The following is a 22,148-nucleotide window of genomic DNA, read 5'->3' as shown; positions in this document are numbered from 1 at the left end:
CTTGCCTTCGCGCTTGTTCATCGGGGCTGCAACTGATCGAGGCGGGACAGGATCACGCCTTCGCGCAAAGCCCACGGACAGACCTCGAGTGAGGTGCGGTCGAAAAGGTCCATGACGGCGTCGGCCACGAGTGCTCCCGCGACCAGCTGGGTCGAGCGGCTCGCGGAAACGCCTGGCAACTCGGCGCGCTCGGCGGCCGTCATCGCGATGAGCTTGGGCATCCACTCGGCCAGGTCGTCGCGGCTGAGCGACCGCGGGACATAAGGCCCGTCGTCCGACGGAGCCGCCCCGCAGATCCTGGCCAGCGAGCGGAACGTCTTGCTGGTGGCCACTGCCCGCTGCGGTTTGCCGGCTCGCAGTACGTCGCCCGCGACGGCCGCCATCTCGACCCGGATCCGCTTGCGCAGCGCCTTGATCTCGTCCTTGTCCGGCGGATCGGCGGTCAGCGACTCGCGAGTAAGCCGCCCGGCGCCCAGCGGCACGGACACCGCCACCGTCGGTTCCTCGTCGGAGCCGGCCGCGATCTCCAGCGACCCACCTCCTATGTCGAAGACAGCCAGGCGGCCGGACGACCAGCCGAACCACCGGCGTACGGCGAGGAAGGTCAGCCGGGCCTCGTCCTGCCCGGTGAGCACCTGGAGGTCGACCGCGGTCCGCTCCCGCACCCGGTCCAGCACGTGTTCGCCGTTCGGCGCCTCGCGCAGCGCCGAGGTGGCGAAGGCGAGGACGGATTCGCAGCCCTTGTCCTCGGCCAGCTCGGCCGCCTCCTTGACGAAGGAGACCAGCTCGTCGGCACCGGACTTGGCGATCTTGCCGTCCTTCTCGAGGTGTTCGGCCAGCCTCAGCTCGGTCTTGTGCGAGTACGCCGGCAGCGGCGCGGCACCACGATGTGCGTCCACCACGAGCAGGTGGACGGTGTTGGATCCCACGTCGAGTACGCCGAGCCGCATACCCTCACGCTACTGGACTCCGGGTGTTGACCCGATCGGCCCATGAGCGTCTTCCCCCAGATTTGATCGGCCGGCGGCGGGCGCAGTACTGGCCGGGATGACCGAGTATCGCGCCGGACGACGTACGCTTTCGGGGTGCCTGAGGTATCACTTGACTTCCCCCGCGCCTTCGCCGAGTTCGTCGACCCCGATGACCCCGACCAGGTGTTCCGTTGCGACCTGACCTGGCTGACGTCCAACTGGACCTGCATCTTCGGCGGTGGCTGCCAGGGCATCTACAAGGGCCGCCCGAACGACGGCTGCTGCACGCTCGGCGCGCACTTCTCCGACGAGGACGACGAGAAGCGGGTCAAGGGCTACGTCAAGCAGCTCGGCAACGAGGACTGGCAGTTCCGCAAGGAAGGCAAGAAGAACGGCTGGGTCGAGACCGACGACGACGGCGACCGCAAGACCCGCGTCTGGGAAGGCGCCTGCATCTTCCTGAACCGGCCGGACTTTCCCGGCGGCGGCGGGTGCGCGCTGCACGGTCTCGCGCTGAAGCAGGGCGTGCACTTCGTCGAGACCAAGCCGGACGTCTGCTGGCAGCTGCCGATCCGGCGGACCTTCCGCGAGGTCGAGCGGCCGGACGGTACGTCGTACACGGAGGTCGGGATCGGTGAGTACGACCGGCGCGGCTGGGGGCCGGGTGGGCACGACCTGGACTGGTACTGCACCGGCAACACCGAGGCGCACATCGCGGTCGAGGCGGTCTTCGAGTCGAGCAAGGTCGAGCTGCAGACGCTGATGGGTGTCAAGGCGTACGACGTACTGGCTGAGTACTGCCGCCAGCATCTCGACGCGGGTCGTCAGCTACTCCCACACCCGGCGTCGAAGCCGCTGTTCTCCTGATCCCGCTCACTGCTTTTTCTTTGTTTTCGTAGTTAGGGTTGCCTTCCTTCGACACCCCGGATCCACGCGGCGGCCGGTTTGCCGACACAATGACTGGCATGCGCTTGGATCATCTTTCATATGCCGCCGGACCGGACGGGTACCAAGCGACGGTCGAGCGGCTGTCCGCCGTGCTCGGCGCGGACTTCGTCGATGGTGGGGTGCACCCGCGCTTCGGCACGGTGAACCACATCCTTCCGCTGGAGAACGACCGCTACATCGAGGTCGTCGACGTGCTCGACCACCCGTCCTCGGACAAGGCGCCGTTCGGTCAGGCGGTGCGCGCCCGTAAGGAACTCGGCGGCGGCTGGCTCGGCTGGGTGGTCGCCGTTCGCGACATGGCCCGGATGGAGCAGCGCCTCGGCCGCGACGCGGTCCCCGGCAACCGGCACCGCCCCGACGGGGTCAACCTCACTTGGCGGCAGATCGGCGTCAAGGGTCTGATCTCCGATCCGCAACTGCCGTTCTTCATCCACTGGGACGACCTGACCCAGCACCCGTCGGTCGGCGGCAAGGGCGTCAAGCTGACCGGGCTGGAGATCGCCGGCGACCCCACCCGGGTGACCGACTGGATCGGCCACCCGGCCGACCACCTGCTCGACGACCTCGACGTCGCCTGGGTCGGCCCCAACGGCCAGCCCGGCCTCGTAGCCGCCGTCTTCCAAACCCCGGACGGCATCGTCAGGCTGTGACACCCCCGCAGATCCTCGCCACCTCAGGAATCCTCGAGGGCGACCGATCTCGCACGCTCGACCTGATCCGGTACGCCGTATCGCTGGCCGGCGTCGCCCGCCCGGCAAAGCTCTGCTTCCTGCCCACGGCGGAGGGCGACAACCCGCACGCGGTGCAGTGGTTCGAAGATGCCTTCGGCAACGATCCCGCGATCGAGCCGAGCGTACTGACGCTGTTCACCCAGCCGAATGTGCCCGACGTCCGTAAACACCTGCTGGCACAGGACGCGCTGTGGGTCGGCGGCGGCAGCGTGGTGAATCTGATGGCGATCTGGCGGGCGCACGGCCTGCCCGAGATCCTGCATGAGGCATGGCAGAACGGCGTGGTGATGGCCGGCCAAAGCGCAGGCAGCCTGTGCTGGCACGTCGGCGGCCCGACCGACTCCTTCGGCGACTCACTAGATGCCTTCAGCAACGGCCTCGGCTGGTTACCCTGGAGCAACGGCGTCCACGACGAACTCAACGACCAGCCCCGGCGTACGACGTACCGGCAACTGGTTGCCTCAGGCGCCCTTCCCGCAGGCTACGCAACGGAGGGCGGCGTCGGGCTCCACTATGTCGGCGGCGCATTCCACGAGGCCGTCTCGGTGTTGCCGAATGCCCGTGCCTGGCAGGTAGAACCCGATGGCTCCGGCGGCTGGCGCGAAACAGAGGTCATTCCGCGCCTGCTGGGCTAGAGACGACCCGGGTCCCAGCGACCAATCGGTGTGCTTCGCCCCGCTAGGTGGGCATCACCCACTGGTAGAGCAGTGGGCGAACCCCACATCGAGGGGCGAACCCCTCCGTAGTACGGGTAACCCCACTCGGCCCATCCACCGGAAAACCAGCCACCGATAACCCAAGCGCCGAAGGCCCCGGCAGCGAAGGCCGGGCGAGCCACGGAAGGCGACCGGGCTAGCGGACCGCCACCACTACCAAACCCGCCCCCGGTGCCTCGACACGCCGAGGGAAGCGTTTGCTGCCGAGGTTTGATAGTGCTGGCCGCCCGCCCCCTTCGAGGCTAGAGGAATTCGAGTTCCCTAAGTGACGTCTCCAGGTGGGATAGGAGGCGTTGTAGGTGGGGGACGGTGCGGCGGCAGCCGGTTAGGCCGAAGTGGAGTTGGTGGTCGTAGCTGGTGACGCTGATGTTGAGGGCCTGGCCGTTGAGGACGATTGAGGCGGGGTACATGCCGAGCAGGCGGGAGCGGTTCCAGTACAGGGGGCTCTCGGAGGGGCCGGGGACGTTGGAGATCACCAGGTTGTACGGCGGTGGGGTGCGGCCGGCGAGGCCTGGGATGACCGCGGCGGGACCGGCTGAGCCGAGGCCGAGGGCGCCGATCATCAGGTTCTGCAGGGGGCTGAGCTGGGACAGGACGCCCTTGCCGTAGGTGGTGGAGTCCATGATCCGGCGGATCCTCGGCTCCGGGTCGATCTCATCCGTGGCCAGGTCGGCGATCAGGGTGGCCAGCGAATTGCCGCCGCCGGTACCGTTGCCGTCGGCACCTCTGAGGGAGACCGGGACCATCGCGGTCAAACCCTTGTCCGGAAGGGCGTTCAGCTCGAGGAGATAGTTGCGCAAGGCCCCTGAACACATCGCGAGCATCACGTCGTTCAGCGTCGCGCCGGTCATCACGCGCACCTTCTCCAGCCGCTCCATCGGCCAGGACTGCGCCGCGAACCGCCGGGCCCCGGTGATCGGCTGGTTGAAGATCGTCTGCGGCGCCTGGAAAGCCACCGAGGAATGCTCGGTCTGAAGCGCCCGCAACGCACTCTTGAGCCCAACCGGCGACAGCCCAGCAAGATCAGCCAGCACCCGCCCCACTCCCCCGACCGCCCCACCAACAGCCTTGCCAGCCTCACCCGGAAGCCGCCCCACGGCCGCAAACAACTCAGCCGCCGTCGGCATCCCACTCAGCGTCCTCGGCTGCTCTTCCACCGATCGATCGACACTCGCCGGCGCGTCCGGCAGCGCATAGGTCGCCGGCATCCCCGTCCGTACGGGGTCGGAAGTCAGCGTGTTCTGCATCCATTGCAACGCTGTGACGCCGTCGATCATCGAGTGATGGATCTTGCTGTAGACAGCGAAGCGACGCCCCTGGACACCTTCGATCAGGTGCATCTCCCACAGCGGCCGACGTCGATCCAAGAGAGTGCCGTGCAAGCGGCTGGTCAGTTCGAACAGTTCCCTGAAGCGCCCAGGACGAGCCAGCCCCGAAAGCCTGACGTGGTACTCGAGGTCGATCTCGCGATCCTGATCCCACGACCAGTAGCCCAGGTCGAGCGCCCGATTGCGCACCCGCCGGCTGAAGAGCGGGTTGACCGTCTGGTTCTCGACGATGTCCTGATAGAGCCGCGCGACATAGTCCCGGGTGCCGTCGGGAAAGACCTGATCGCGAGCACCCTCGGGCAACTCGAACAGCATCAGGCCGCCGACGTGCATCGCCTGCTCGCGCGTCTCGCCCAGCAGGAACATCGCGTCCAACGGCCCCACCGCCGTCATCCGTCCTCCCGCTCCCGATCTGACCCAGGCCGTCTACCCAGCTAACCGCCTGAGACGACTTTAGTTATCCCCTCAGCATCTGTGACGTCAGGGATAGGTCAAGATCGGGAGACCGGGAGGCAAAGCTCAGTCGAGCGGCCGGTAGTTGAGGCCCAGCGCCTCGATGCGGGCGAGGTGCGGACGCAGGCGGGTGAGGAACTCGTCGTACGACGCCTTCGGCGAACCCCAGGCGCGTTCGGCGAAGGCGGACAGCCGTGGCAGCAACATGTAGCCAACCCGCTCGGGGTCCTCCATGTACTCCGTCCAGATCTGGCACTGGGTGCCGACGATCCGCGCCTCCTCCTCGGCGGACAGACCGGCCGGGATCACCTCGAAGTCGTAGACCTTCTCCAGTGGGATGTTTCCGCCGATCGCGAGCGGCTCGGTGGCCGGGTCGCCCTGGTAGTAGTCGAAATACACCGACTCGCACGGCGCCATCACGGTCTCGTGCCCGGCCTTCACCGCGATCTCGCCGCGCTGGGCGCTCCGCCACGCCATGATGACCGCGTCCTTCGGGCAGTCGGTCTCGACCATCTCGTCCCAGCCGACCAGCCGCCGGCCGTCCTCGGTCAGCACCGCCGCGACCTGCTCGGTGAACCAGCCCTGCAACTGACCGGCATCGGTGAGCCCCAGCTCGGCCTGCCGCGCCTGCGCCACTTCCGAAGTACGCCACTGGACGTCCGGGCACTCGTCGCCGCCGAGGTGGATGTACGGGCTGGGGAAGATCTCCAGCACCTCGCGCAGCACGGTCCGGACGAACTCGACGGTCTCGTCGTTGACGTTCAGGACGTCGTCGCTGATCCCCCAGATCTGCCGGACCCCGAGCTGGCTGTCCGGGTTGTTGCCGAGCTCCGGGTACGCCGCGATCGCCGCCTGCATGTGACCGGGCAGGTCGATCTCCGGAACGACGGTGATGCCACGGTCGGCCGCGTACGCGACGATCTCGCGCAGGTCGTCCTTGGTGTAGAACCCGCCGTGCCGCTTCCCGTCGTAGCTGAACTCGGTCTGGTCGTGCGACATCTTGCCGACCATGGTCTCCGGCCGCCAGGCGCCGACCTCGGTGAGCTTGGGGAAGGCGTCGATCTGGACCCGCCAGCCCTGGTCGTCGGTGAGGTGCAGGTGCAGCACGTTCAGCCGGTGCAGCGCGATCGCGTCGATCACCCGCAGGACGAACTCCTTCGGCAGGAAGTGCCGGGCGACGTCCAGCATCACGCCGCGCCAGCCGAAGCGCGGCGCGTCGGCGATGTGCACGGCCGGTACGGCGACGCCGTCCTCGACCGGGGTGGCCGCGTCGACCAGTTGGCGGTAGGTCTGTTCGGCGTACCGCAGCGACTCCTCGGAGCCGGCCGACAGCCGGGCACCGTCCGGGGTCACGTCGATCCGGTACTCCGTCTCGCCGAGGTTCTCCACGACGGTACGGACGGCGTCGGCGGCAGGGTCGGTGCTGACCCACTGGCCGTCGCCGGCGACGAGCTCTCGGGGGGCGGGGACGATCGCGATCTGTTCGGACATCCGGACTCCAGGTGAGGGCAACGGAACTGACAAACGAAAGCTGACAGCGAAAGCCGCTGACGGCGACCCTACCTGCGGTTCAGGGGCCGCGCCCAGGGTGGGTCCACGCTCTGAACTGCACAAAACGGGCACTGAGGAGCACTATCGAGCACTTCGGTGGTGGAGAAACTGGCTGCCGCAGCAGCTTCCCGGGTGAGAAGGTAGGCCTGTGCCCGCCGACTCAGCCCCGCCCGAACCGACCGTCCCGCAGAACGCAGTCTCGGTGCCCGCCGCGCAGGACGCAGTACAGGCTCCTGCGCAGGGCGCAGTCCCGGCGACTGCTGCTTCGTTGCAGCGGGGCACCTTGTGGGTGCTGGTGATCAGCAATGTGCTGGGCGGGGTCGCGGTCGCGAGCGGGTTCGCGGTGGCGGGGCTGCTCGCCGAGGACATCTCCGGATCGACCTCGATGGCGGGGGTCGTCGCCACCTCGACAACGCTGGGCGCAGCGATGCTGGCTGTGCCGTTGGCGAGGCTGGCCCGCTCGCAGGGGCGGCGGATCTCGTTGACCGCCGGCTACTTGATCGCGCTCGCGGGTGCGCTGCTCAGCGTCGTGGCGGCACAGATCGACTCACTCGCACTACTGCTGTTCGCCGGCTGCCTGTTCGGCGGCGGCTCGGCCACCAACCTGCAGGCCCGGTACGCCGCGACTGACGCGGCTGACCCCAAGCATGTCGCCAGCTCCCTGTCGATGGTCGTCTGGGCGACCACCATCGGCGTTGTCGTCGGCCCCAACCTCACCGGCGTCGGCGGATCGGTCGGTACGTCGGTCGGCGTGCTCTCGCTGGCCGGCCCGTACCTCTTCTCCGTCGTCGCGTTCGCCCTCGCGCTGGCGACCGTGTGGTTCGGCCTGCGCCGCCTGCAGCAAGCGACCGTCAGAACCGCCCAGGAACGCCAGCCGCTGGCGGTCACCTTCCGCCGGGTGATGGCGATCCCGCACGCCCGGCTGGGCTTGCTGGCGATCGCGTCTGCCCACGCGGTGATGGTCGGCGTGATGTCGATGACGGCGGTCCACCTGAGCCACCACGGCGCCTCGCTGACGATCGTCGGCCTCGTCATCAGCGGTCACGTGGCCGGCATGTACGCCCTCTCCCCCGTGATGGGCTTCCTCACCGACCGGATCGGCCGCGTCCCGACCGTCGGCATCGGCGTGGCCATCCTGACGGGCGCGATGGCAGTGGCCGCGCTCGCCCCCGACGACGCGCACAGCCTCACGGCACTCGCCCTGGTACTGCTCGGCCTCGGCTGGTCGGCCTGTCTGGTCGCCGGCTCGACCCTGCTGACGCGCTCGGTCCCGGCCGACATCCGGACCTCTGCCCAGGGACTGTCCGACCTCACGATGGGCGCCCTCGCCTCCATCGCCGGCCTCGCCGCTGGACCGATCCTGGCCCAGTTCGGCTTCCACTGGCTCGCAGTGGTGTGCGGCCTGCTCCTCGTCCCCGTCGCCGTCATGGCAGCCACGACGAAGAAAGAACCTGTCGGTACGCCGGGTTAGCGTGAGCGGCATGAGTGAGGTCGGTGTTGCCTCAGGCAACGTCGGTCCGGCCGCATCGAGCATGCCGGGCGGGCGGTTAGGGTTTGGGCGTGGCGACTATCGCGGAGGGTGGGATTCCCAGTCCCAACATCTGGCACCATCCGGGTGTTTACGAGGTGGAGAACCGGGCCGTCGATCCGGATGGCGTGATCGAGCCGGCGATGCGGGCGATCCGGGACTGGGCCGGGGCGAGCGTGCTGGATCTGGGCTGCGGGACCGGGTTTCATCTGCCGATGTTCGCGGCCACAGCCGCCTGGGTGGTCGGAGTCGAGCCGCATGGCGAACTCGCGGCCGCTGCGCGAAGGCGTACCAGGGAGCTGGTGAACGTCGAGGTCCGGCAGGGTACGGCGCAGAAGTTGCCGGTCGCGGATGCGTCGATCGACGTGATGCACGCGCGCTGGGCGTACTTCTTCGGGCCGGGTTGCGAGCCGGGGCTGGCCGAGCTGGACCGGGTCATGCGCCGGGGCGGGACCGCGTTCGTGATCGACAACGACGGCAGCCGGTCCACCTTCGGCCGCTGGTTCAGCCAGTGCTATCCGATGATCAAGCCGCCCGAGGTGGATCGCTTCTGGACGCAGCGCGGCTGGCACCGGACCGCACTGGAGATGGGCTGGCGGTTCGAGCGGCGGGAGGATCTGGAGGCGGTGATCCGGATCGAGTTCAAGCCGGCCGACGCCGAGCGCATCATCGCCTCGCACACCGGCGTCGAGGTCGACTACGCGATCAACCTGTGGAGCAGGACCTACTGACCTTCTCCGGCCTGCCGCGGCGCGCGTAGGGCTGCAGAGACCCGGTCATCCCCCTAAGGTAAGCATTCGCACCGACAGTGGGAGGCGCCAGGCCGGGATGGACGGACTGCTGCTCGAAGGGCTGCCCGGCATGCCGCGGCGGCTCCAGATCGTCCGAGGTGAGCAGCGAGCCCTCGTCGTCCCGAACGCGACCACCGCGCGGCTACTGGCCGATCTGGTCAGCGGACTCGGCGAGCCACCCACAGACGCGATCATCAAGGCCAGCGGCTCCGTACGCCTCGTCCCTGCAGAGGGCGGCCTGCTCCCGCATCTCACGGTGCTCGGCAACGTCGTACACGGCCACACAGTCACTCACCGCGTCACCCGCCGGGCAGCAGCGGTGGAGAGCCAGGTCACCGCGACTCGCTGCGGGCTGGAAGACGTACTGGACTGCTACCCCCACGAGATCACCGCAGGCCGTCGCCGCCTGGCCGGCGTAGCCCGTGCACTCCGTGCACACCCCGCTGCGATCGTGCTCGAGGATGCGGCCGGCCTGCCTACCTGGGGATCGCTATTGCAGTTCGACAACCCCGAGCTGTGGTTTCCCGCCCTCTTGCTGATCACTACCGATCCAGCGCGTACCAAGGGGTTCCAGCATGCCGACTAGCCGCCGGGCCTTCCTCGGAGCCTCAGCCGCAGTACTAGCTGCAGGCTGCTCCGGTACGCCGGACGTCCTCGGCCTGCGGCGCAGCGTACGGATCGCCGTGAGCTGGAGCAGTGAGGAGCTGCGTGCCTTCCACTCGGTACTCAACGGGCTCGGACGCCTGGACTACCCGGTCGAGGTGGTCCCGCTCGGCGACGATATCTCCACCGCCTTCGGACCGCGTAATGCTCACCGGCCCGACCTGGTGATGCTCCCGCAGCCGGGACTCGTCCCCGAACACAAGAAGGATCTGGAATCGATGCCGGACGATCTGGCCGATCGGGGCCGAGCCCGGCTCTGGGACGAGCTCCTGGTCGTCGACGGTACGACGTACGGGCTGCCCTTCAAGACGGCTCACAAATCCGCGGTCTGGTATCGGCCGTCGGTGCTGGACAAGGCGGGACTCAAGCCGCCCACCCTGTGGAGCGAGTGGCTCGAGGTGAACAGGTCGCTGTCGTTCTCCGGCATCCGGCCGCTGGCACTGGGTGCTGGAGATGGCTGGGTGCTCACCGACTTCCTGGAGAACGTGCTGCTGGGGTCCTCTCCGCCGACGTACCAGGCATTGGCCGCCGCAGCCCATCCGCGGCCGTCCGAGCATCCGCAGTTCGCTGCGGCGCTCCGGTTGCTCGGGACGATGTGGTCGGCCCCTGGCACGTTGGCGGGTGGAGTCAAGCGGTCGCTGGTACAGCAGTTCCCGGACGCGATCGTGGAGGTCTTCGGGCATCGCCGCGCGGCCATGGTGCTCGCGCCCGACTTCGCCGAGCCAGTAGTGCGCTCCTTCGCCGCAGACCCCGACGACATCGGCATATTCACCTTCCCGCCGATCAGTCCCGGTGGTGCTGCCCCGGTAGTGGTGGGTGGCGACGTGATGGTGCTACCGAAGCCGACGACCGACGACGCCCGCGATCTCGTACGCCGGTTGGCCGCACCCGCCGCTGTCGACCCGTGGATCACAGCAGGCGGCTTCCTGGCCGATGGACGCGTTACCGGCTACTCCCCTGAGCTCACCCGGCTCGCTAAGCAACTGGTGGCGCCGGGGGCCTCGTTGCAGTTCGACCTGTCCGACCGGCTCGGACGGCTCGGCGCCATGAACGGGCTGTGGCACGTCCTGACCGACTTCCTGGAGCGGATCGGCAACCGCGGCAGCGACGTCGTACCGGATGCGGTCGAGATCGCCCTGGCCGACCTGAAGAAGGTAGAGAGCTGATGGGGTTGCAGAGCAACGGCCTGTCGCTCGAGATCGTCGGGCGGGAGATCAGCGGGCGACCTGTGCCGGGCAAGCCCCGGCGACCCGCAGGGCCTTATCTACTGGGGCTTCCGGCCCTCCTGCTGAGCTGCCTGCTGCTCATCCCGATCGGTGTGACCGTAGTGGCCGCCTTCACCCGCCCGGACGGCTCCTTCGGTCTCGGGAACTTCGCTGTGATGGGCGACCCGGGCGCACTGCGTGCTGTCGGCAACAGCCTCGCGTGGATCGCAGTAGCGCTCGGACTGGTCGTAGTCGGCTTTCTGCTGGCACTGGTGAGTTACCGCCTCCCTGGGCTGTCCACGTTTCTCCAACCAGCGTTGGTGATTCCGTTCGCGGTCTCTGTTCTGGTGTCGGGTGTGACGTTCCGGCTCATCTTCGACGCGACGCCGGAGCGCGGCACGGTGACGGCGGTGTGGACCAGCCTGTTCGGCTCCAGCCCGGTCTGGCTCGGTCCTGGGCTGTTCTGGCTGGTACTGGTGTCCGCGTTCGGCTGGACCTGGCTCGGGTACGTCGTTTCGCTGTTCCGCGCAGGCCTGGATGCCATCCCGGACGACGTGAGCCGGACCGTGGCGGCTGAAGGCGTCACCGGATGGCGGCGGCTGCTCGCACTGGAGCTGCCACTGCTCAGGCCGATCACCGGAGTGGTGACGCTGACTCTGGTGATCGCAGCGGTCCGGGTGTTCGACCTGGTGCTCATCGTCGTCCCCGGGCCGATGCAACGCGATGCTGACGTGCTCGGGCTGAACTGGTGGCGAGCAGCCGATACTGGCGAACCCGCAGGCCGTACTGCGGCCCTGGGCGTCGTGCTGTTCGCGATCGTGGCAGCTGTGGCGGTGATCGGCGTACGGGGACTGCGTCGCCGCCGATGGGCTATGCCGGTCAGTGTTGTTCGTGCTGATCCGGCGCTGACTCGGTCCAAGCCCAGTCGGCGAGCACGGCGTATCGGTTGGACAGTCGGGTTCGCAGTGAGCTTGATCTGGATCCTGCCGGCCGTAGTACTGGTGGCCACTGCTCTGCACTCACCGCGCGAAGCCGGGCTGCGTGGGTGGTGGTCTCTTGATGGGCTGGGCTTCGAGTCGTTTGCCGCTGCCGCCAACGCGGGGTTGCTGCGGGCGTTGCTGTCGACTGTGCTGATCTCCTCGGTGGCGACGCTTGTGTTGCTGGTGATCGCGGTCCCCACGGCGTACTTGGTGGCCTGGGGTGGGCTGCCCCACTGGTTGGGGCGAGTAGTCACTTCGGCCTTTGTGGTGCTCGCGGTGACGCCCGTGCAGATGTACGCCGCGCCACTGCGGGATGCGATCGGCTCGGCCGGGTTGGCTGGGTCACGGGTCGCGCTGGCCTTGGTACACGCGGCTGCTGGGTTGCCGTTCGCAGTACTGCTTCTGCGCTCGGCCTTTGCTTCGGCGCCACCCGCATTGGTCGCCGAGGCGCTTCAAGGGCCGGCCCGGCAGAGCGCAGTACTGGCTACTGTGCAGCGGACGTATCGGCCTGCGCTGGTTGCTGTTGCCGTGTTGGAGTTCGCCCTGGTGTGGAACGACTTCATCGTCGGCTTCCTGATCAGCGGACCCGGTACTACGCCACTGTCGTTGGTGCTGTGGGGAGAGGCGCGGCAGTTCTCGTCGTCAAGTGGGACGGTGGCTGCTGCAGCCGTCGTGGCATCGGTAGTGCCGGCGGTGTTGCTGCTGTCGTTCTGGCCGACAGTGGTGCGCGGGCTGACTGTCGGGAGCAAGCCATGACGCCGGCTGTCACGCCGCCTGTGACGCCGGCTGGCGAGCCGGAGAAGCCTGCCAAGCAGGAGCGGCGGCGGGGCGACTTCTTCGGGATCAGTGCTCTCGCGTCGGCGCTGCTGTCAGGTCTCGCGGGCGACAAGCTGTCGCAGAGTCTCGACAGTGGTGGCTGGATCAGCGTTGTGGGGATCAGCCTGACGGTCCTGTTCGCATTGATCTGGGCGATCTACAACGCGCCTATCGGCCTGCGTCGCTATCGCCGGTGGCGGGCTGGACCGCCTCATGAGCCCAGCGAACTCCACACTGCCGCAGAGGAAGCCGAGCAATGGCTGCTGTCCCTCGGCTCGGATACGGGCGGGCTGGCGGCTGCCGAGTGGTTCCAGCAGCACGAGCCGCAGCTGCGGAAGTTGCTGACCACGGAGAAGGCCTGCGAGGACAACGCGGACGACTTTGCCAGGGTCTGCGATGCGTTGGAGGCCTGGTACCTGCGCCGGCAGGACGCACGTGCGCTACTGGACCTCAGCGACTTGCTGGCGGCGGTGGCAGAGGGCTGCGGTCGGCGGGAGCTAGCGGAACTTGCCGCGGCGCGGGCGGCAACGGCGTACCGGCTGATGGGTGATTCGGAGACGGCTAATACCCGGCTTGGGGTCTCGGAGAAGTTCGCCACGCATGGCAGGACCGCTGCGGCTCTGATTACGCGCCGGCACGTGGAGCGGGCGTTGCTGCACCTTGCGCGGGCGGAACAGTCTCCGGCCGGCAGTAACCGCGACGAGGCCGTACTGAATGCACGGCGCCTGCTGAACGACGCGCGGCTGAGCAGACCCGGGCCTGATCTTGCCGGCGAGATGGCGATCCAGATCAACCTGGCGATAGTCCACCTCTATCAGCAGGACCCGGAGAGCGCTCTGGATCAGCTCCGGCCAGCCGCTGCCCGGGCCTTGATCGCTGGCGACACCAGCGCCCACGCACACGCGCTCGAACTGACCGGGGTAGCCGCGTGGATGCAGCGGAGCCCACGCGAAGCCAAGCGCTGGTGGCAACAGGCAGAACACCTGTACTCCGAAGTCGACGAGCAGGAGGGCCGCGCCCGCTGCCTGCAACACCTCGGCTCCGCAGAGGTCGTCGGCAAGCGCCTGGACAACGCCCGAGCCTTCCTCGAACAAAGCGCAGACCTCCGGGGTAGCGAATCAGGCCACCCCGTCCTGACCCGCTACCTAAAAGCAGCCCGAGAATCCACCGACCCCCCACCAGTCCCCGACGAAGCCCCCCACCGCACAGCAGCCAGCTGGCTCCGCCGAAAACTCGCCCGCTGGTTCCACTGACCCTTCCACCAACCACTCGCACCGGGAACCTCTCCGTTCATTCGCCCCCTTTTCACCCGTTTGGGTGTCGATCACCTCAGACGAGAGGGCGCGACGGGGTGAAAAGGGGACGAATGAACGGGGGGAGGTAGCGGCTGTGGATGGCGGACCGGGTTTGTCGGTGGGGTGAATTAGGTTGGGCGGCATGGTGAAGGCAGCGGGGTCGACCAGGTCGAAGGCGGCGGGGAAGTCGCCGTTCGCTTGTAGCGAGTGCGGGTGGACGACGGCGCGGTGGATCGGGCGGTGTGGGGAGTGCCAGGCCTGGGGCACGGTTGCTGAGGTCGGTGCGCCCAAGGCTGCTCGGATCACCGCCGGCCCGGTGTCTTCGCCCGCGATGCCGATCTCCAAGGTGTCCGCCGTTGAAGCCGAATCGAGGCCGACCGGGATCGGTGAGTTGGATCGTGTCCTCGGCGGCGGTGTCGTACCCGGCGCGGTCATTCTGCTCGCGGGCGAGCCTGGCGTCGGCAAGTCGACATTGCTGCTTGAGGTGGCTGCGCAGTCCGCCCGGCGTGGGCAGCGCACGCTCTATGTGTCAGGTGAAGAGTCCGCAGCTCAAGTCCGACTGCGCGCCGGACGCACGGACGCGTTGGTGGATGAACTGTTCCTCGCGGCCGAGACCGATCTCGGTGCCGTCGTCGGTCAGGTGGACGCCGTCGAGCCGACGTTCCTGGTGATCGACTCGGTCCAGACGATGGCGCACCCCGAGGTGGATGGCGCGCCGGGCGGTGTGACCCAGGTCCGCGAGGTGACCGGCGCGCTGGTCCGGCTGGCGAAGGAGCGCAACATCGCCGTCGTCCTGGTCGGGCACGTGACCAAGGACGGCGCGATCGCGGGCCCGCGGATGCTGGAGCACCTGGTCGACGTGGTGCTCGCGTTCGACGGCGACCGGCACTCCGGGTTCCGGATGGTGCGGGCGACCAAGAACCGGTTCGGTCCGTCGGACGAGGTCGGCTGCTTCGACATGGTCGACACCGGGATCGTCGAGGTGAGCGACCCGACCGGGCTGTTCGTCTCCGAGCACGCCGAGCCGGTCGCGGGCACCTGCGTGACGGTGATGATGGAGGGACGCCGGCCGCTGCTCGCCGAAGTACAGGCACTGGTCGGCCCGTCGGCGGCACCACAGCCACGTCGTACGACGTCCGGGCTCGAGTCGTCGCGGGTCGCGATGGTGCTCGCCGTCCTGGGCAACCGCGCGGGTCTCAAGCTGACCGACCAGGAGGTGTACGTCGCGACCGTCGGCGGGGTGAAGATCACCGAACCGGTCGCGGACCTCGCGGTCGCCATCTCGGTCGCGTCGTCGGTGATGGACAAGCCGATCCACCCCGGCCTGATCGCGATCGGCGAGGTCGGCCTCGCGGGCGAGGTCCGTCGCGTCGGCGGCCTGGAGAAACGCCTGGCCGAAGCCGCCCGCCTCGGCTTCACCAAGGCGATCGTCCCGGCCGACGTGCCGAACCGCTCGAAGGACTCCAAACCCCTCGACCTGCAGGCGAAGTACGGCCTGCGCACCTTCGCCGCCGGCGACATCCGCGCCGCCCTGTCCGCCGCCGGCCTGACCTGACCGATGTGTTCCGGCCCACACCCTCCGCCGTACTGCGGTGAGACGGGGTCTACCGACCGGTACGCCGGAACGTACTCTTGATGCGCCCCCAAACGCGGCCTCCGACCCAGGCCGCCCCCGACCGGAGGAGCACTCGAGATGACCGGTTCCAAAGTTGTCGCCCTCGGCCACTACCAGCCGGAGCGGGTGCTCACCAACGCCGAACTGTCCACCATGGTGGAGACCAACGACGAGTGGATCCAGAGCCGGGTCGGGATCAAGGAGCGCCGGATCGCGGCGCCCGACGAGCAGGTCGACGAGATGGCCTGGCGGGCCGCCGAGAAGGCCGTCGCGAACGCCGGCATCGACACCGCCGAGATCGACCTGGTCGTCGTCGCGACCTGTACGGCGATCGACCGCTCCCCCAACATCGCCGCGCGGGTGGCCGCTCGACTCGGGCTGGCCAGCCCGGCCGCGCTCGACGTGAACACCGCGTGCTCAGGCTTCAGCCACGCACTCGCGACGGCCGACCACGCGATCCGTGCGGGCGCTGCATCCAAGGCCCTGGTGATCGGCGTCGAGAAGCTGAGCGACTTCACCGACTGGACCGACCGGACCACCTGCGTACTGATCGGCGACGGTGCCGGCGCGGCCGTCCTGGTCGCCAGCGACGAGCCGGAGATCGGCCCGGTCGTCTGGGGTTCGGTGCCGGAGATGTCGGACGCGGTCCGGATCGAAGGGCGGGACGGCAAGTTCGCCCAGGAAGGCCAGAGCGTCTTCCGCTGGACCACCACCCAGCTGCCGGTGATCGCCCGGCAGGTCTGCGAGAAGGGTGGCGTGACCCCCGAGGAACTCGGCGGCGTCGTGCTGCACCAGGCCAACCTGCGGATCATCGAGCCGCTGGCCAAGCGCCTCGGCGCGGTCAACGCGGTGATCGCCCGCGACGTGATCGAGTCGGGCAACACCTCGGCGGCCAGCATCCCGATCGCCTTGTCCAAGCTGGTCGAACGCCGCGAGATCCCGGCCGGAGCTCCCGTCCTGCTCTTCGGTTTCGGCGGCGGTCTCTCCTACGCCGGCCAGATCATCCGCTGCCCGTAGACCCGCGACTTGCGACCGCGACGAGCAGCGACACGCGGTACGGCGACAGTTGGTCAGCTGTTACCTGATTGGTGATCACGGTGCGCTCTGTCCTCATCGGCAGCACCTTTCAAGCCCGCCGGGTAGCGAAATAACGCTCAGTCAGGGCTTGCACGGGCCACTGCACGATCCGATGCACGGGCGTTTGCAAACGCGACTGGATCGCCGCAGCCCGAGGGGCCGGATTGCTGGTGGATCGGTCACGCCCGCGCGCCGCGCCGCATAGACTCAGTGACCGTGGCCACGAATTCCGACAAGAACAGCACCGATGCACGGATGCGCGCGACCCTCGCAGCCGTGGCACCCGGTACCGAACTGCGCGAAGGCCTGGAACGAATCCTGCGGGGCCGTACCGGCGCCCTGCTGGTCCTCGGACAGGACAAGGTGGTCGACTCCATCTCGACCGGTGGGTTCGAGATCGAGGTGGAGTTCACCGCCACCGGTCTGCGCGAGCTCAGCAAGATGGACGGCGCGATCATCCTCGATCGCGACATGAGCCGGATGTTGCGCGCCGCCGTGCACCTGATGCCGGATCCGTCCATCCACACCGAAGAGACCGGCACCCGGCACCGCACCGCCGACCGGGTCGCCCGGCAGACCGGCTTCCCGGTCATCTCGGTGTCGCAGTCGATGCACATCATCGCCCTGTACGTCGACGACCAGCGCTACGTGCTCGAGGACTCCGGCGCCATCCTGTCCCGCGCGAACCAGGCGCTGGCCACCCTGGAGCGCTACAAGCTGCGCCTCGACGAGGTGTCCGGCACGCTGTCCGCGCTGGAGATCGAGGACCTGGTCACCGTCCGCGACGTCGCCGCCGTGGCCCAGCGGCTGGAGATGGTCCGCCGGATCGCCACCGAGATCGACGGCTACGTCGTGGAGCTCGGCACCGACGGCCGGCTGCTCACCCTCCAGCTGAACGAACTGGTCGCCGGTGTCGCCGGAGAGCGCGAGCTTGTCGTCCGCGACTACTTGCCACCGGCTGCCGGCCGCCGCCCCAAGACTGCCGACGACGTACTGCTGGAGCTCGACGCCGTCAGTCCGACCGACCTGCTCGACATCGGCCAGGTCGCCAGGGCCCTACAGCTCGGCGGTGCCGAGCAGCTGGACGCGGCCGTCACCCCGCGCGGGTACAGGCTGCTGGCCAAGGTGCCGCGACTCCCCGGCGCTGTCATCGACCGCTTGATCGAACACTTCGGCCACCTGCAGAAGCTGCTCGCTGCGAGTATCGACGACCTGCAGACCGTCGACGGCGTCGGCGAGAACCGCGCCCGTACAGTCCGCGAAGGCCTCTCCCGGCTGGCCGAGTCCAGCATCCTCGAGCGCTACGTCTAATCCACTGCGTACTACGCATGCAAGCGACGCCGGACATCCGCCCCTGGCCAGCGTTGTGGGCCCTGGTGCTGGGGTTCTTCATGATCCTGGTCGACTCGACGATCGTGTCCGTGGCGACGCCGTCGATCATGGAGGAGCTGCACGCCGACGTCGGCAACGTGGTCTGGGTGACCAGCGCCTACCTGCTCGCGTACGCCGTACCGCTGCTGATCACCGGCCGGCTCGGTGACCGGATCGGGCCGAAGAAGCTGTACCTGACCGGCCTGACCGTGTTCACTCTCGCCTCGGTCTGGTGCGGGCTGACGAACTCGATCGCGATGCTGATCGTCGCCCGGGTGTTCCAGGGCCTGGGCGCGTCGATGATGACGCCGCAGACGATGGCGGTGATCACCCGGATCTTCCCGCCGAACCAGCGCGGCAAGGCGATGAGCCTGTGGGGTGCCACCGCCGGCGTCGCGACCCTGGTCGGCCCGATCCTCGGCGGCGTGCTGGTCGACGGGCTCGGCTGGGAATGGATCTTCTTCGTGAACGCGCCGGTCGGCGTGCTCGGTTTCGTACTGGCCTGGCGGCTGGTGCCGGATCTGCCGACGCACGAGCACAAATTCGACCTGCTCGGCGTCGCGCTGTCCACGATCGGTCTGTTCTGCCTGGTGTTCGGCATCCAGGAAGGGCAGAAGCACGACTGGGGTCAGATCACCGGACCGATCTCGGTCTGGGGGCTGATCATCGCCGGCCTGGTGGTGATCGCGGCGTTCCTGTTCTGGCAGTCGCGGACCAAGAGCGAACCACTGCTGCCGTTGTCGCTGTTCAAGGACCGCAACTTCTCGCTCGCGAACACGGCCATCACCACAGTGGGCTTCGCGATCACCGCGATGGCGTTCCCACTGATGCTGTACGCGCAGAACGTGCGTGGACTCAGCCCTACCCGGTCCGCGTTGCTCTTGGTGCCGATGGCAGTCATCTCCGGCGCGCTGGCGCCGTTCGTGGGACGCCTTACAGACAAGGCACATCCGCGGTACCTGGCCGGGTTCGGCCTGCTCTGCTGCTCGGTCTCGCTATTCTGGCTCAGCCAGGTGATCGAGCCGACCGTGCCGATCTGGCAACTGCTGCTACCGATCGCGTTGCTCGGCGTCGCCAATGGTTTCATGTGGGCCCCGATCGGCAGTACTGCGACCCGGAACCTGCCGATGCGCCAGGCCGGTGCCGGTGCGGGCGTCTACAACACCACTCGTCAGGTCGGCGCCGTGCTGGGCAGCGCGGGCATCGCCGTACTGATGGAGTCGCGGCTGGCCTCCAACCTGCCCGCGATGCCTGCTGGTGCAGGGATGTCAGCGGAAGGTGCCGTAGGCAAGTTACCGGAGGCGTTACGCCAAGGCTTCAGCGACTCGATGGCGCAGGCATTGATGCTGCCGGCGGCGGTGCTGCTGATCGGGCTGATCGCGGCGATCCTGTTCGCCAAGCCGTCACACATGGACCGCCCGGCCGACATCACCGCAGCGACAGGGATTGCCGAGAGCTAGACGATCATGAAGGCTTGGGCGGCCGAGGCGCGGCCGTCGTAGACCGCCTTGACCACATAGGTTCCGGGCTTGGCCTGCAGCTGACCGGGCAGGCAGCCCGGACGGGAGCGGCGGCCGTCCCAGAGGATGAGCGCCGGCGATTGCTTGCCCTTGGCAAGAACCAGGGTGGCGCGCGGAATCACCTTCTCGCAGTGTTCCGTGGTCCAGATCTGGTCCTTGCCGGAGGTGATCGTCAGCGACAGCTCGGTCGGGTCGACCGCGGCCTTGCACCCGTCGCCGGTGGCGCTCAACTGGATCACCAGGTTCATCGAGTTGCCCGCGGCGAGCGTCCGGCTGGCCGGAAGGACGTCGATGGTCACGTCGTCGCCGGTGCACTTGACGTCCTTGGGCGGCTCGGTCGTCTTCGCCGTCTCGGAGGTCTGCTTGCCAGGCTCCGAGGTCTTCTCGCCCGGCGTCGGGGTCGGAGCGGTGGTCGGCCCGGAGGAAGGATTCTGCCCGGGCCCGGAAGCCGCGGAGTTCTTCGGATCGCTGCCGCCACCGAGCACCCGGATCAGGACGAGCACGAGCGCCACCAGTACGACGAGCACGAGCGCTCGCCGGAACCAGTACACGCTGGCGGGCAGATGCCCGACCGGTCGGAGCAGGCTGCTCATGCTCGCACCTTAATGTCAGGATTGTGCTCGACATGTCAGACTCGCCGCTCCCCCATGCATCAGACGCTGCATCAGCGCTGCACGAGCCCGTCCTCGACTGGTACGCCGGCAACGCGCGCACGCTGCCCTGGCGCGAACCCGATGCGGGTGCCTGGGCAGTGATGGTCAGCGAGTTCATGCTGCAGCAGACACCTGTCGCCCGGGTGCTCCCGGCGTACGAGGTCTGGATGAGGCGCTGGCCGAAGCCGGCTGACTTGGCCGCGGAGGCTCCAGGTGAGGCTGTGCGGGCTTGGGACCGGTTGGGGTACCCCCGCCGTGCACTGCGGCTCCATGCGGCGGCTAAGGCGATCGTGGAGCAGCACGGCGGCGTAGTACCGGATGACCACGCGGCACTGCTCGCTCTGCCGGGGGTGGGGACTTACACGGCGGCTGCGATCGCGTCGTTCGCGTACGGGCAGCGTCATGCGGTGGTGGACACCAACGTGCGGCGGGTGTTCGCCCGGGCGCTCACTGGGGCCGCCCAGCCGAGCATCTCGCCCACTGCGGCTGACCTGCGGCTTGCGGAGTCCGCATTGCCATCGGTTGAGTCCACTGCGGCTCGCTGGGCTGTCGCGACGATGGAGCTGGGCGCACTCGTCTGCACTGCCCGAACACCACGCTGCGCCGACTGCCCGATCCGCAGCCGCTGCGCTTGGGTCCTCGCCGGCAGTCCGCCGTACGACGGTCCGCCGCGCAAAGGCCAGACCTACGAAGGCACCGACCGCCAAGTGCGCGGCCGCCTCCTCGCAGTACTGCGTGCCGCGCACGGCCCGGTCGCCAAGAGCGAACTGGACGCGTGCTGGCCCGAACACGCGCAGCGTGAACGTGCCCTCGACGGTTTGGTCGCCGACGGCCTGGTGGACCCGGTCGCGAACGGCCAGTACCGCCTGCCCGGGTGAGGGTGCTGGCGGCCGGCCCGAGTCGGGCCGGCCTCAGCGGGTGGTGATCAGTTCTTCTTGCTGCTGTTCGCCGTCGCCTGGTCGGCGTCGTCGGTGAGCAGGTCCAGCGGCATCGCCGGGCTGCCGGACAACGTGGCCAGCATCTGCCGGACGTTGGTCAGCTGCGCGTTGATGCTGTCGCGACGCTGGGTCGCGGCGGCGAGCTCGCGCTCGGACTCGGCACGGATCCGCTCGGACTTGTCCTTCGCGGCCGCGACGATCTCCTGGGCCTGACGGTTGGCGTCGGCCAGCTGCTGCTGGGCCAGGCGCTCCGCCTCGGAGCGGGACCGGTCGGCTTCGCGCTGCACCTGGGCCGCACGGTCGGTGACCGCGGCCAGCTGCTGCTCGGCCAGGGCCGTCCGGGCGGCGAACTCCTGCTCGACCTTGCCCCGGCGCTCGGCCAGAGTGGTCTCGAAGGCGGCTGCTGCCTGGGCGGACTTGGCCCGCTCCTGCTCGTACAGAGCCTGGGCCTCGCTGCGGCGCGCGGTCGCGTCGCGCTCGGCCTCGTCGCGCATGTCGTCGGCCTGGGTGCGCGCCTCCTCGAGGATGCGGGCAGCCTCGGCGTCGACCTCGCTCTTCCAGTCCAGGGAGTACTGCTCGGCCTCCTTGCGGACCTTCTTCGCGTGCACGTCGGCGTCGGCGACGATCGCCTCGGCGTCGGCGCGGGCCCGGGTGACCAGATCGCGGGCCTCGTCGTCGGCCAGCGACAGGATCTTGGCGACCCGCTCACCGAACTCGGTGAAGGTGGGCGTGCGGTCCTTGTTGTCCTCCTGGGCGGTGATGACGGCCGACTCGGCCGCATCCGTCCGGGACTGCAGTTCCTGAACGTGGCGCTGCAGCTGCTCCGACTGCTGCTGCAGTGCGGTCAGCGAGGTGGTCAGCTCACGAACGTGCTGGTCCACCTGGGCAGGCTCGTAGCCACGCAGAACGGTACGGAACGGGGTTGGGGATTCACTGCTCATGTCTTCTGATGCTCACTTCGGTGGGTGGGTGGATCACACATTGTCACTGACAAGGAT

Annotated in this window: 19 protein-coding genes; 14 read left to right on the top strand and 5 right to left on the bottom strand. The window is 68.4% G+C overall.

Going from position 1 to position 22,148, the window contains the following annotated elements:
• Positions 1-17: 17 nt before the first annotated feature.
• Positions 18-950: a Ppx/GppA family phosphatase gene (locus A3ES_RS0116720; RefSeq protein WP_020387989.1), complete on the bottom strand. Its 933-nt coding sequence runs from the start codon at positions 948-950 to the stop codon at positions 18-20.
• A gap of 135 nt (positions 951-1,085) precedes the next feature.
• On the opposite strand from A3ES_RS0116720, the gene A3ES_RS0116715 reads away from it, so the two are divergent.
• From A3ES_RS0116715 to A3ES_RS0116705, 3 genes are all read left to right on the top strand, one after another.
• On the top strand, positions 1,086-1,838 hold the full coding sequence (locus A3ES_RS0116715) for a DUF3109 family protein (RefSeq protein WP_020387988.1): 753 nt from the start codon (positions 1,086-1,088) through the stop codon (positions 1,836-1,838).
• Positions 1,839-1,936: 98 nt separating this feature from the next.
• Entirely contained in the window at positions 1,937-2,569 is a 633-nt protein-coding gene (locus tag A3ES_RS0116710; RefSeq protein WP_020387987.1) for a VOC family protein, read from the top strand.
• Positions 2,566-3,285, top strand: a complete 720-nt coding sequence (locus A3ES_RS0116705) for a Type 1 glutamine amidotransferase-like domain-containing protein (protein WP_020387986.1) — start codon at positions 2,566-2,568, stop codon at positions 3,283-3,285. The genes A3ES_RS0116710 and A3ES_RS0116705 overlap by 4 nt, the downstream gene beginning before the upstream one ends.
• Positions 3,286-3,608: 323 nt before the next feature.
• Here A3ES_RS0116705 and A3ES_RS0116700 read toward each other — a convergent pair whose 3' ends face one another.
• Positions 3,609-5,087 carry a WS/DGAT/MGAT family O-acyltransferase gene (locus A3ES_RS0116700; RefSeq protein ID WP_020387985.1) on the bottom strand — a complete coding sequence of 493 codons (1,479 nt, stop codon included), beginning with the start codon at positions 5,085-5,087 and terminating at the stop codon, positions 3,609-3,611.
• Between the two features lie 126 nt (positions 5,088-5,213).
• Positions 5,214-6,638, bottom strand: a complete 1,425-nt coding sequence (locus A3ES_RS0116695; RefSeq protein WP_020387984.1) for a beta-N-acetylhexosaminidase — start codon at positions 6,636-6,638, stop codon at positions 5,214-5,216.
• Positions 6,639-6,846: 208 nt separating this feature from the next.
• Here A3ES_RS0116695 and A3ES_RS0116690 point away from each other — a divergent pair, with 208 nt between their 5' ends.
• The 10 genes from A3ES_RS0116690 to A3ES_RS0116645 all read left to right on the top strand — a co-directional run bounded on the left by A3ES_RS0116690 (position 6,847) and on the right by A3ES_RS0116645 (position 19,499).
• Positions 6,847-8,169 (top strand): MFS transporter, encoded by a 1,323-nt coding sequence (locus tag A3ES_RS0116690; RefSeq protein WP_020387983.1) that lies wholly within the window; start codon positions 6,847-6,849, stop codon positions 8,167-8,169.
• Positions 8,170-8,258: 89 nt separating this feature from the next.
• Entirely contained in the window at positions 8,259-8,957 is a 699-nt protein-coding gene (locus tag A3ES_RS0116685) for a class I SAM-dependent methyltransferase (protein WP_157630564.1), read from the top strand.
• A gap of 97 nt (positions 8,958-9,054) precedes the next feature.
• Positions 9,055-9,603: a P-loop NTPase family protein gene (locus A3ES_RS0116680; RefSeq protein WP_020387981.1), complete on the top strand. Its 549-nt coding sequence runs from the start codon at positions 9,055-9,057 to the stop codon at positions 9,601-9,603.
• On the top strand, positions 9,593-10,846 hold the full coding sequence (locus A3ES_RS0116675) for an ABC transporter substrate-binding protein (protein ID WP_020387980.1): 1,254 nt from the start codon (positions 9,593-9,595) through the stop codon (positions 10,844-10,846). Before A3ES_RS0116680 ends, A3ES_RS0116675 begins: the two co-directional genes overlap by 11 nt.
• Complete coding sequence (locus A3ES_RS0116670) at positions 10,846-12,621, top strand: hypothetical protein (protein WP_020387979.1); 1,776 nt, start codon at positions 10,846-10,848, stop codon at positions 12,619-12,621. The genes A3ES_RS0116675 and A3ES_RS0116670 overlap by 1 nt, the downstream gene beginning before the upstream one ends.
• A complete protein-coding gene (locus tag A3ES_RS0116665) occupies positions 12,618-13,934 on the top strand; it encodes a hypothetical protein (RefSeq protein ID WP_020387978.1) in 1,317 nt (438 codons plus the stop codon). The genes A3ES_RS0116670 and A3ES_RS0116665 overlap by 4 nt, the downstream gene beginning before the upstream one ends.
• Before the next feature lie 184 nt (positions 13,935-14,118).
• Positions 14,119-15,531: a DNA repair protein RadA gene (gene radA, locus A3ES_RS0116660; protein WP_026162930.1), complete on the top strand. Its 1,413-nt coding sequence runs from the start codon at positions 14,119-14,121 to the stop codon at positions 15,529-15,531.
• Positions 15,532-15,669: 138 nt separating this feature from the next.
• Complete coding sequence (locus A3ES_RS0116655) at positions 15,670-16,608, top strand: beta-ketoacyl-ACP synthase III (RefSeq protein ID WP_020387976.1); 939 nt, start codon at positions 15,670-15,672, stop codon at positions 16,606-16,608.
• 276 nt (positions 16,609-16,884) lie between these two features.
• A complete protein-coding gene (gene disA / locus A3ES_RS0116650) occupies positions 16,885-17,979 on the top strand; it encodes a DNA integrity scanning diadenylate cyclase DisA (RefSeq protein ID WP_237744977.1) in 1,095 nt (364 codons plus the stop codon).
• Positions 17,980-17,996: 17 nt separating this feature from the next.
• Positions 17,997-19,499: a DHA2 family efflux MFS transporter permease subunit gene (locus A3ES_RS0116645; protein WP_020387974.1), complete on the top strand. Its 1,503-nt coding sequence runs from the start codon at positions 17,997-17,999 to the stop codon at positions 19,497-19,499.
• Here the strand turns inward: A3ES_RS0116645 and A3ES_RS0116640 are convergent.
• Positions 19,496-20,152 carry a hypothetical protein gene (locus A3ES_RS0116640; protein WP_020387973.1) on the bottom strand — a complete coding sequence of 219 codons (657 nt, stop codon included), beginning with the start codon at positions 20,150-20,152 and terminating at the stop codon, positions 19,496-19,498. The genes A3ES_RS0116645 and A3ES_RS0116640 overlap by 4 nt on opposite strands.
• 32 nt (positions 20,153-20,184) lie before the next feature.
• Here A3ES_RS0116640 and A3ES_RS0116635 point away from each other — a divergent pair, with 32 nt between their 5' ends.
• Positions 20,185-21,090, top strand: coding sequence for an HhH-GPD family protein (locus A3ES_RS0116635; protein WP_020387972.1), 906 nt, complete (start codon positions 20,185-20,187; stop codon positions 21,088-21,090).
• 47 nt (positions 21,091-21,137) lie between these two features.
• Here the strand turns inward: A3ES_RS0116635 and A3ES_RS0116630 are convergent, their stop codons facing one another.
• The gene (locus A3ES_RS0116630; RefSeq protein WP_020387971.1) at positions 21,138-22,091 is read right to left on the bottom strand and encodes a DivIVA domain-containing protein; all 954 of its coding nucleotides are present in this window, start codon (positions 22,089-22,091) and stop codon (positions 21,138-21,140) included.
• Between the last annotated feature and the right edge of the window lie 57 nt (positions 22,092-22,148).

Origin of the sequence: Kribbella catacumbae DSM 19601 (genome assembly GCF_000372465.1) — a bacterium.
Lineage (GTDB): Bacteria > Actinomycetota > Actinomycetes > Propionibacteriales > Kribbellaceae > Kribbella > Kribbella catacumbae.
Note: the sequence above shows the minus strand (reverse complement) of the source record. Positions and strands in the feature narration are given on the sequence as shown.

Bases quoted from the DNA above. Each gene is read 5' to 3' on its own strand.
- A3ES_RS0116720 (WP_020387989.1), bottom strand. From the start codon at position 950: ATGCGGCTCGGCGTACTCGACGTGGGATCCAACACCGTCCACCTGCTC.
- A3ES_RS0116710 (WP_020387987.1), top strand. From the start codon at position 1,937: ATGCGCTTGGATCATCTTTCATATGCCGCCGGACCGGACGGGTACCAA.
- A3ES_RS0116700 (WP_020387985.1), bottom strand. From the start codon at position 5,087: ATGACGGCGGTGGGGCCGTTGGACGCGATGTTCCTGCTGGGCGAGACG.
- A3ES_RS0116695 (WP_020387984.1), bottom strand. From the start codon at position 6,638: ATGTCCGAACAGATCGCGATCGTCCCCGCCCCCCGAGAGCTCGTCGCC.
- A3ES_RS0116680 (WP_020387981.1), top strand. From the start codon at position 9,055: ATGGACGGACTGCTGCTCGAAGGGCTGCCCGGCATGCCGCGGCGGCTC.
- A3ES_RS0116675 (WP_020387980.1), top strand. From the start codon at position 9,593: ATGCCGACTAGCCGCCGGGCCTTCCTCGGAGCCTCAGCCGCAGTACTA.
- A3ES_RS0116670 (WP_020387979.1), top strand. From the start codon at position 10,846: ATGGGGTTGCAGAGCAACGGCCTGTCGCTCGAGATCGTCGGGCGGGAG.
- A3ES_RS0116665 (WP_020387978.1), top strand. From the start codon at position 12,618: ATGACGCCGGCTGTCACGCCGCCTGTGACGCCGGCTGGCGAGCCGGAG.
- radA (WP_026162930.1), top strand. From the start codon at position 14,119: ATGGTGAAGGCAGCGGGGTCGACCAGGTCGAAGGCGGCGGGGAAGTCG.
- A3ES_RS0116655 (WP_020387976.1), top strand. From the start codon at position 15,670: ATGACCGGTTCCAAAGTTGTCGCCCTCGGCCACTACCAGCCGGAGCGG.
- A3ES_RS0116645 (WP_020387974.1), top strand. From the start codon at position 17,997: ATGCAAGCGACGCCGGACATCCGCCCCTGGCCAGCGTTGTGGGCCCTG.
- A3ES_RS0116640 (WP_020387973.1), bottom strand. From the start codon at position 20,152: ATGAGCAGCCTGCTCCGACCGGTCGGGCATCTGCCCGCCAGCGTGTAC.
- A3ES_RS0116635 (WP_020387972.1), top strand. From the start codon at position 20,185: ATGTCAGACTCGCCGCTCCCCCATGCATCAGACGCTGCATCAGCGCTG.
- A3ES_RS0116630 (WP_020387971.1), bottom strand. From the start codon at position 22,091: ATGAGCAGTGAATCCCCAACCCCGTTCCGTACCGTTCTGCGTGGCTAC.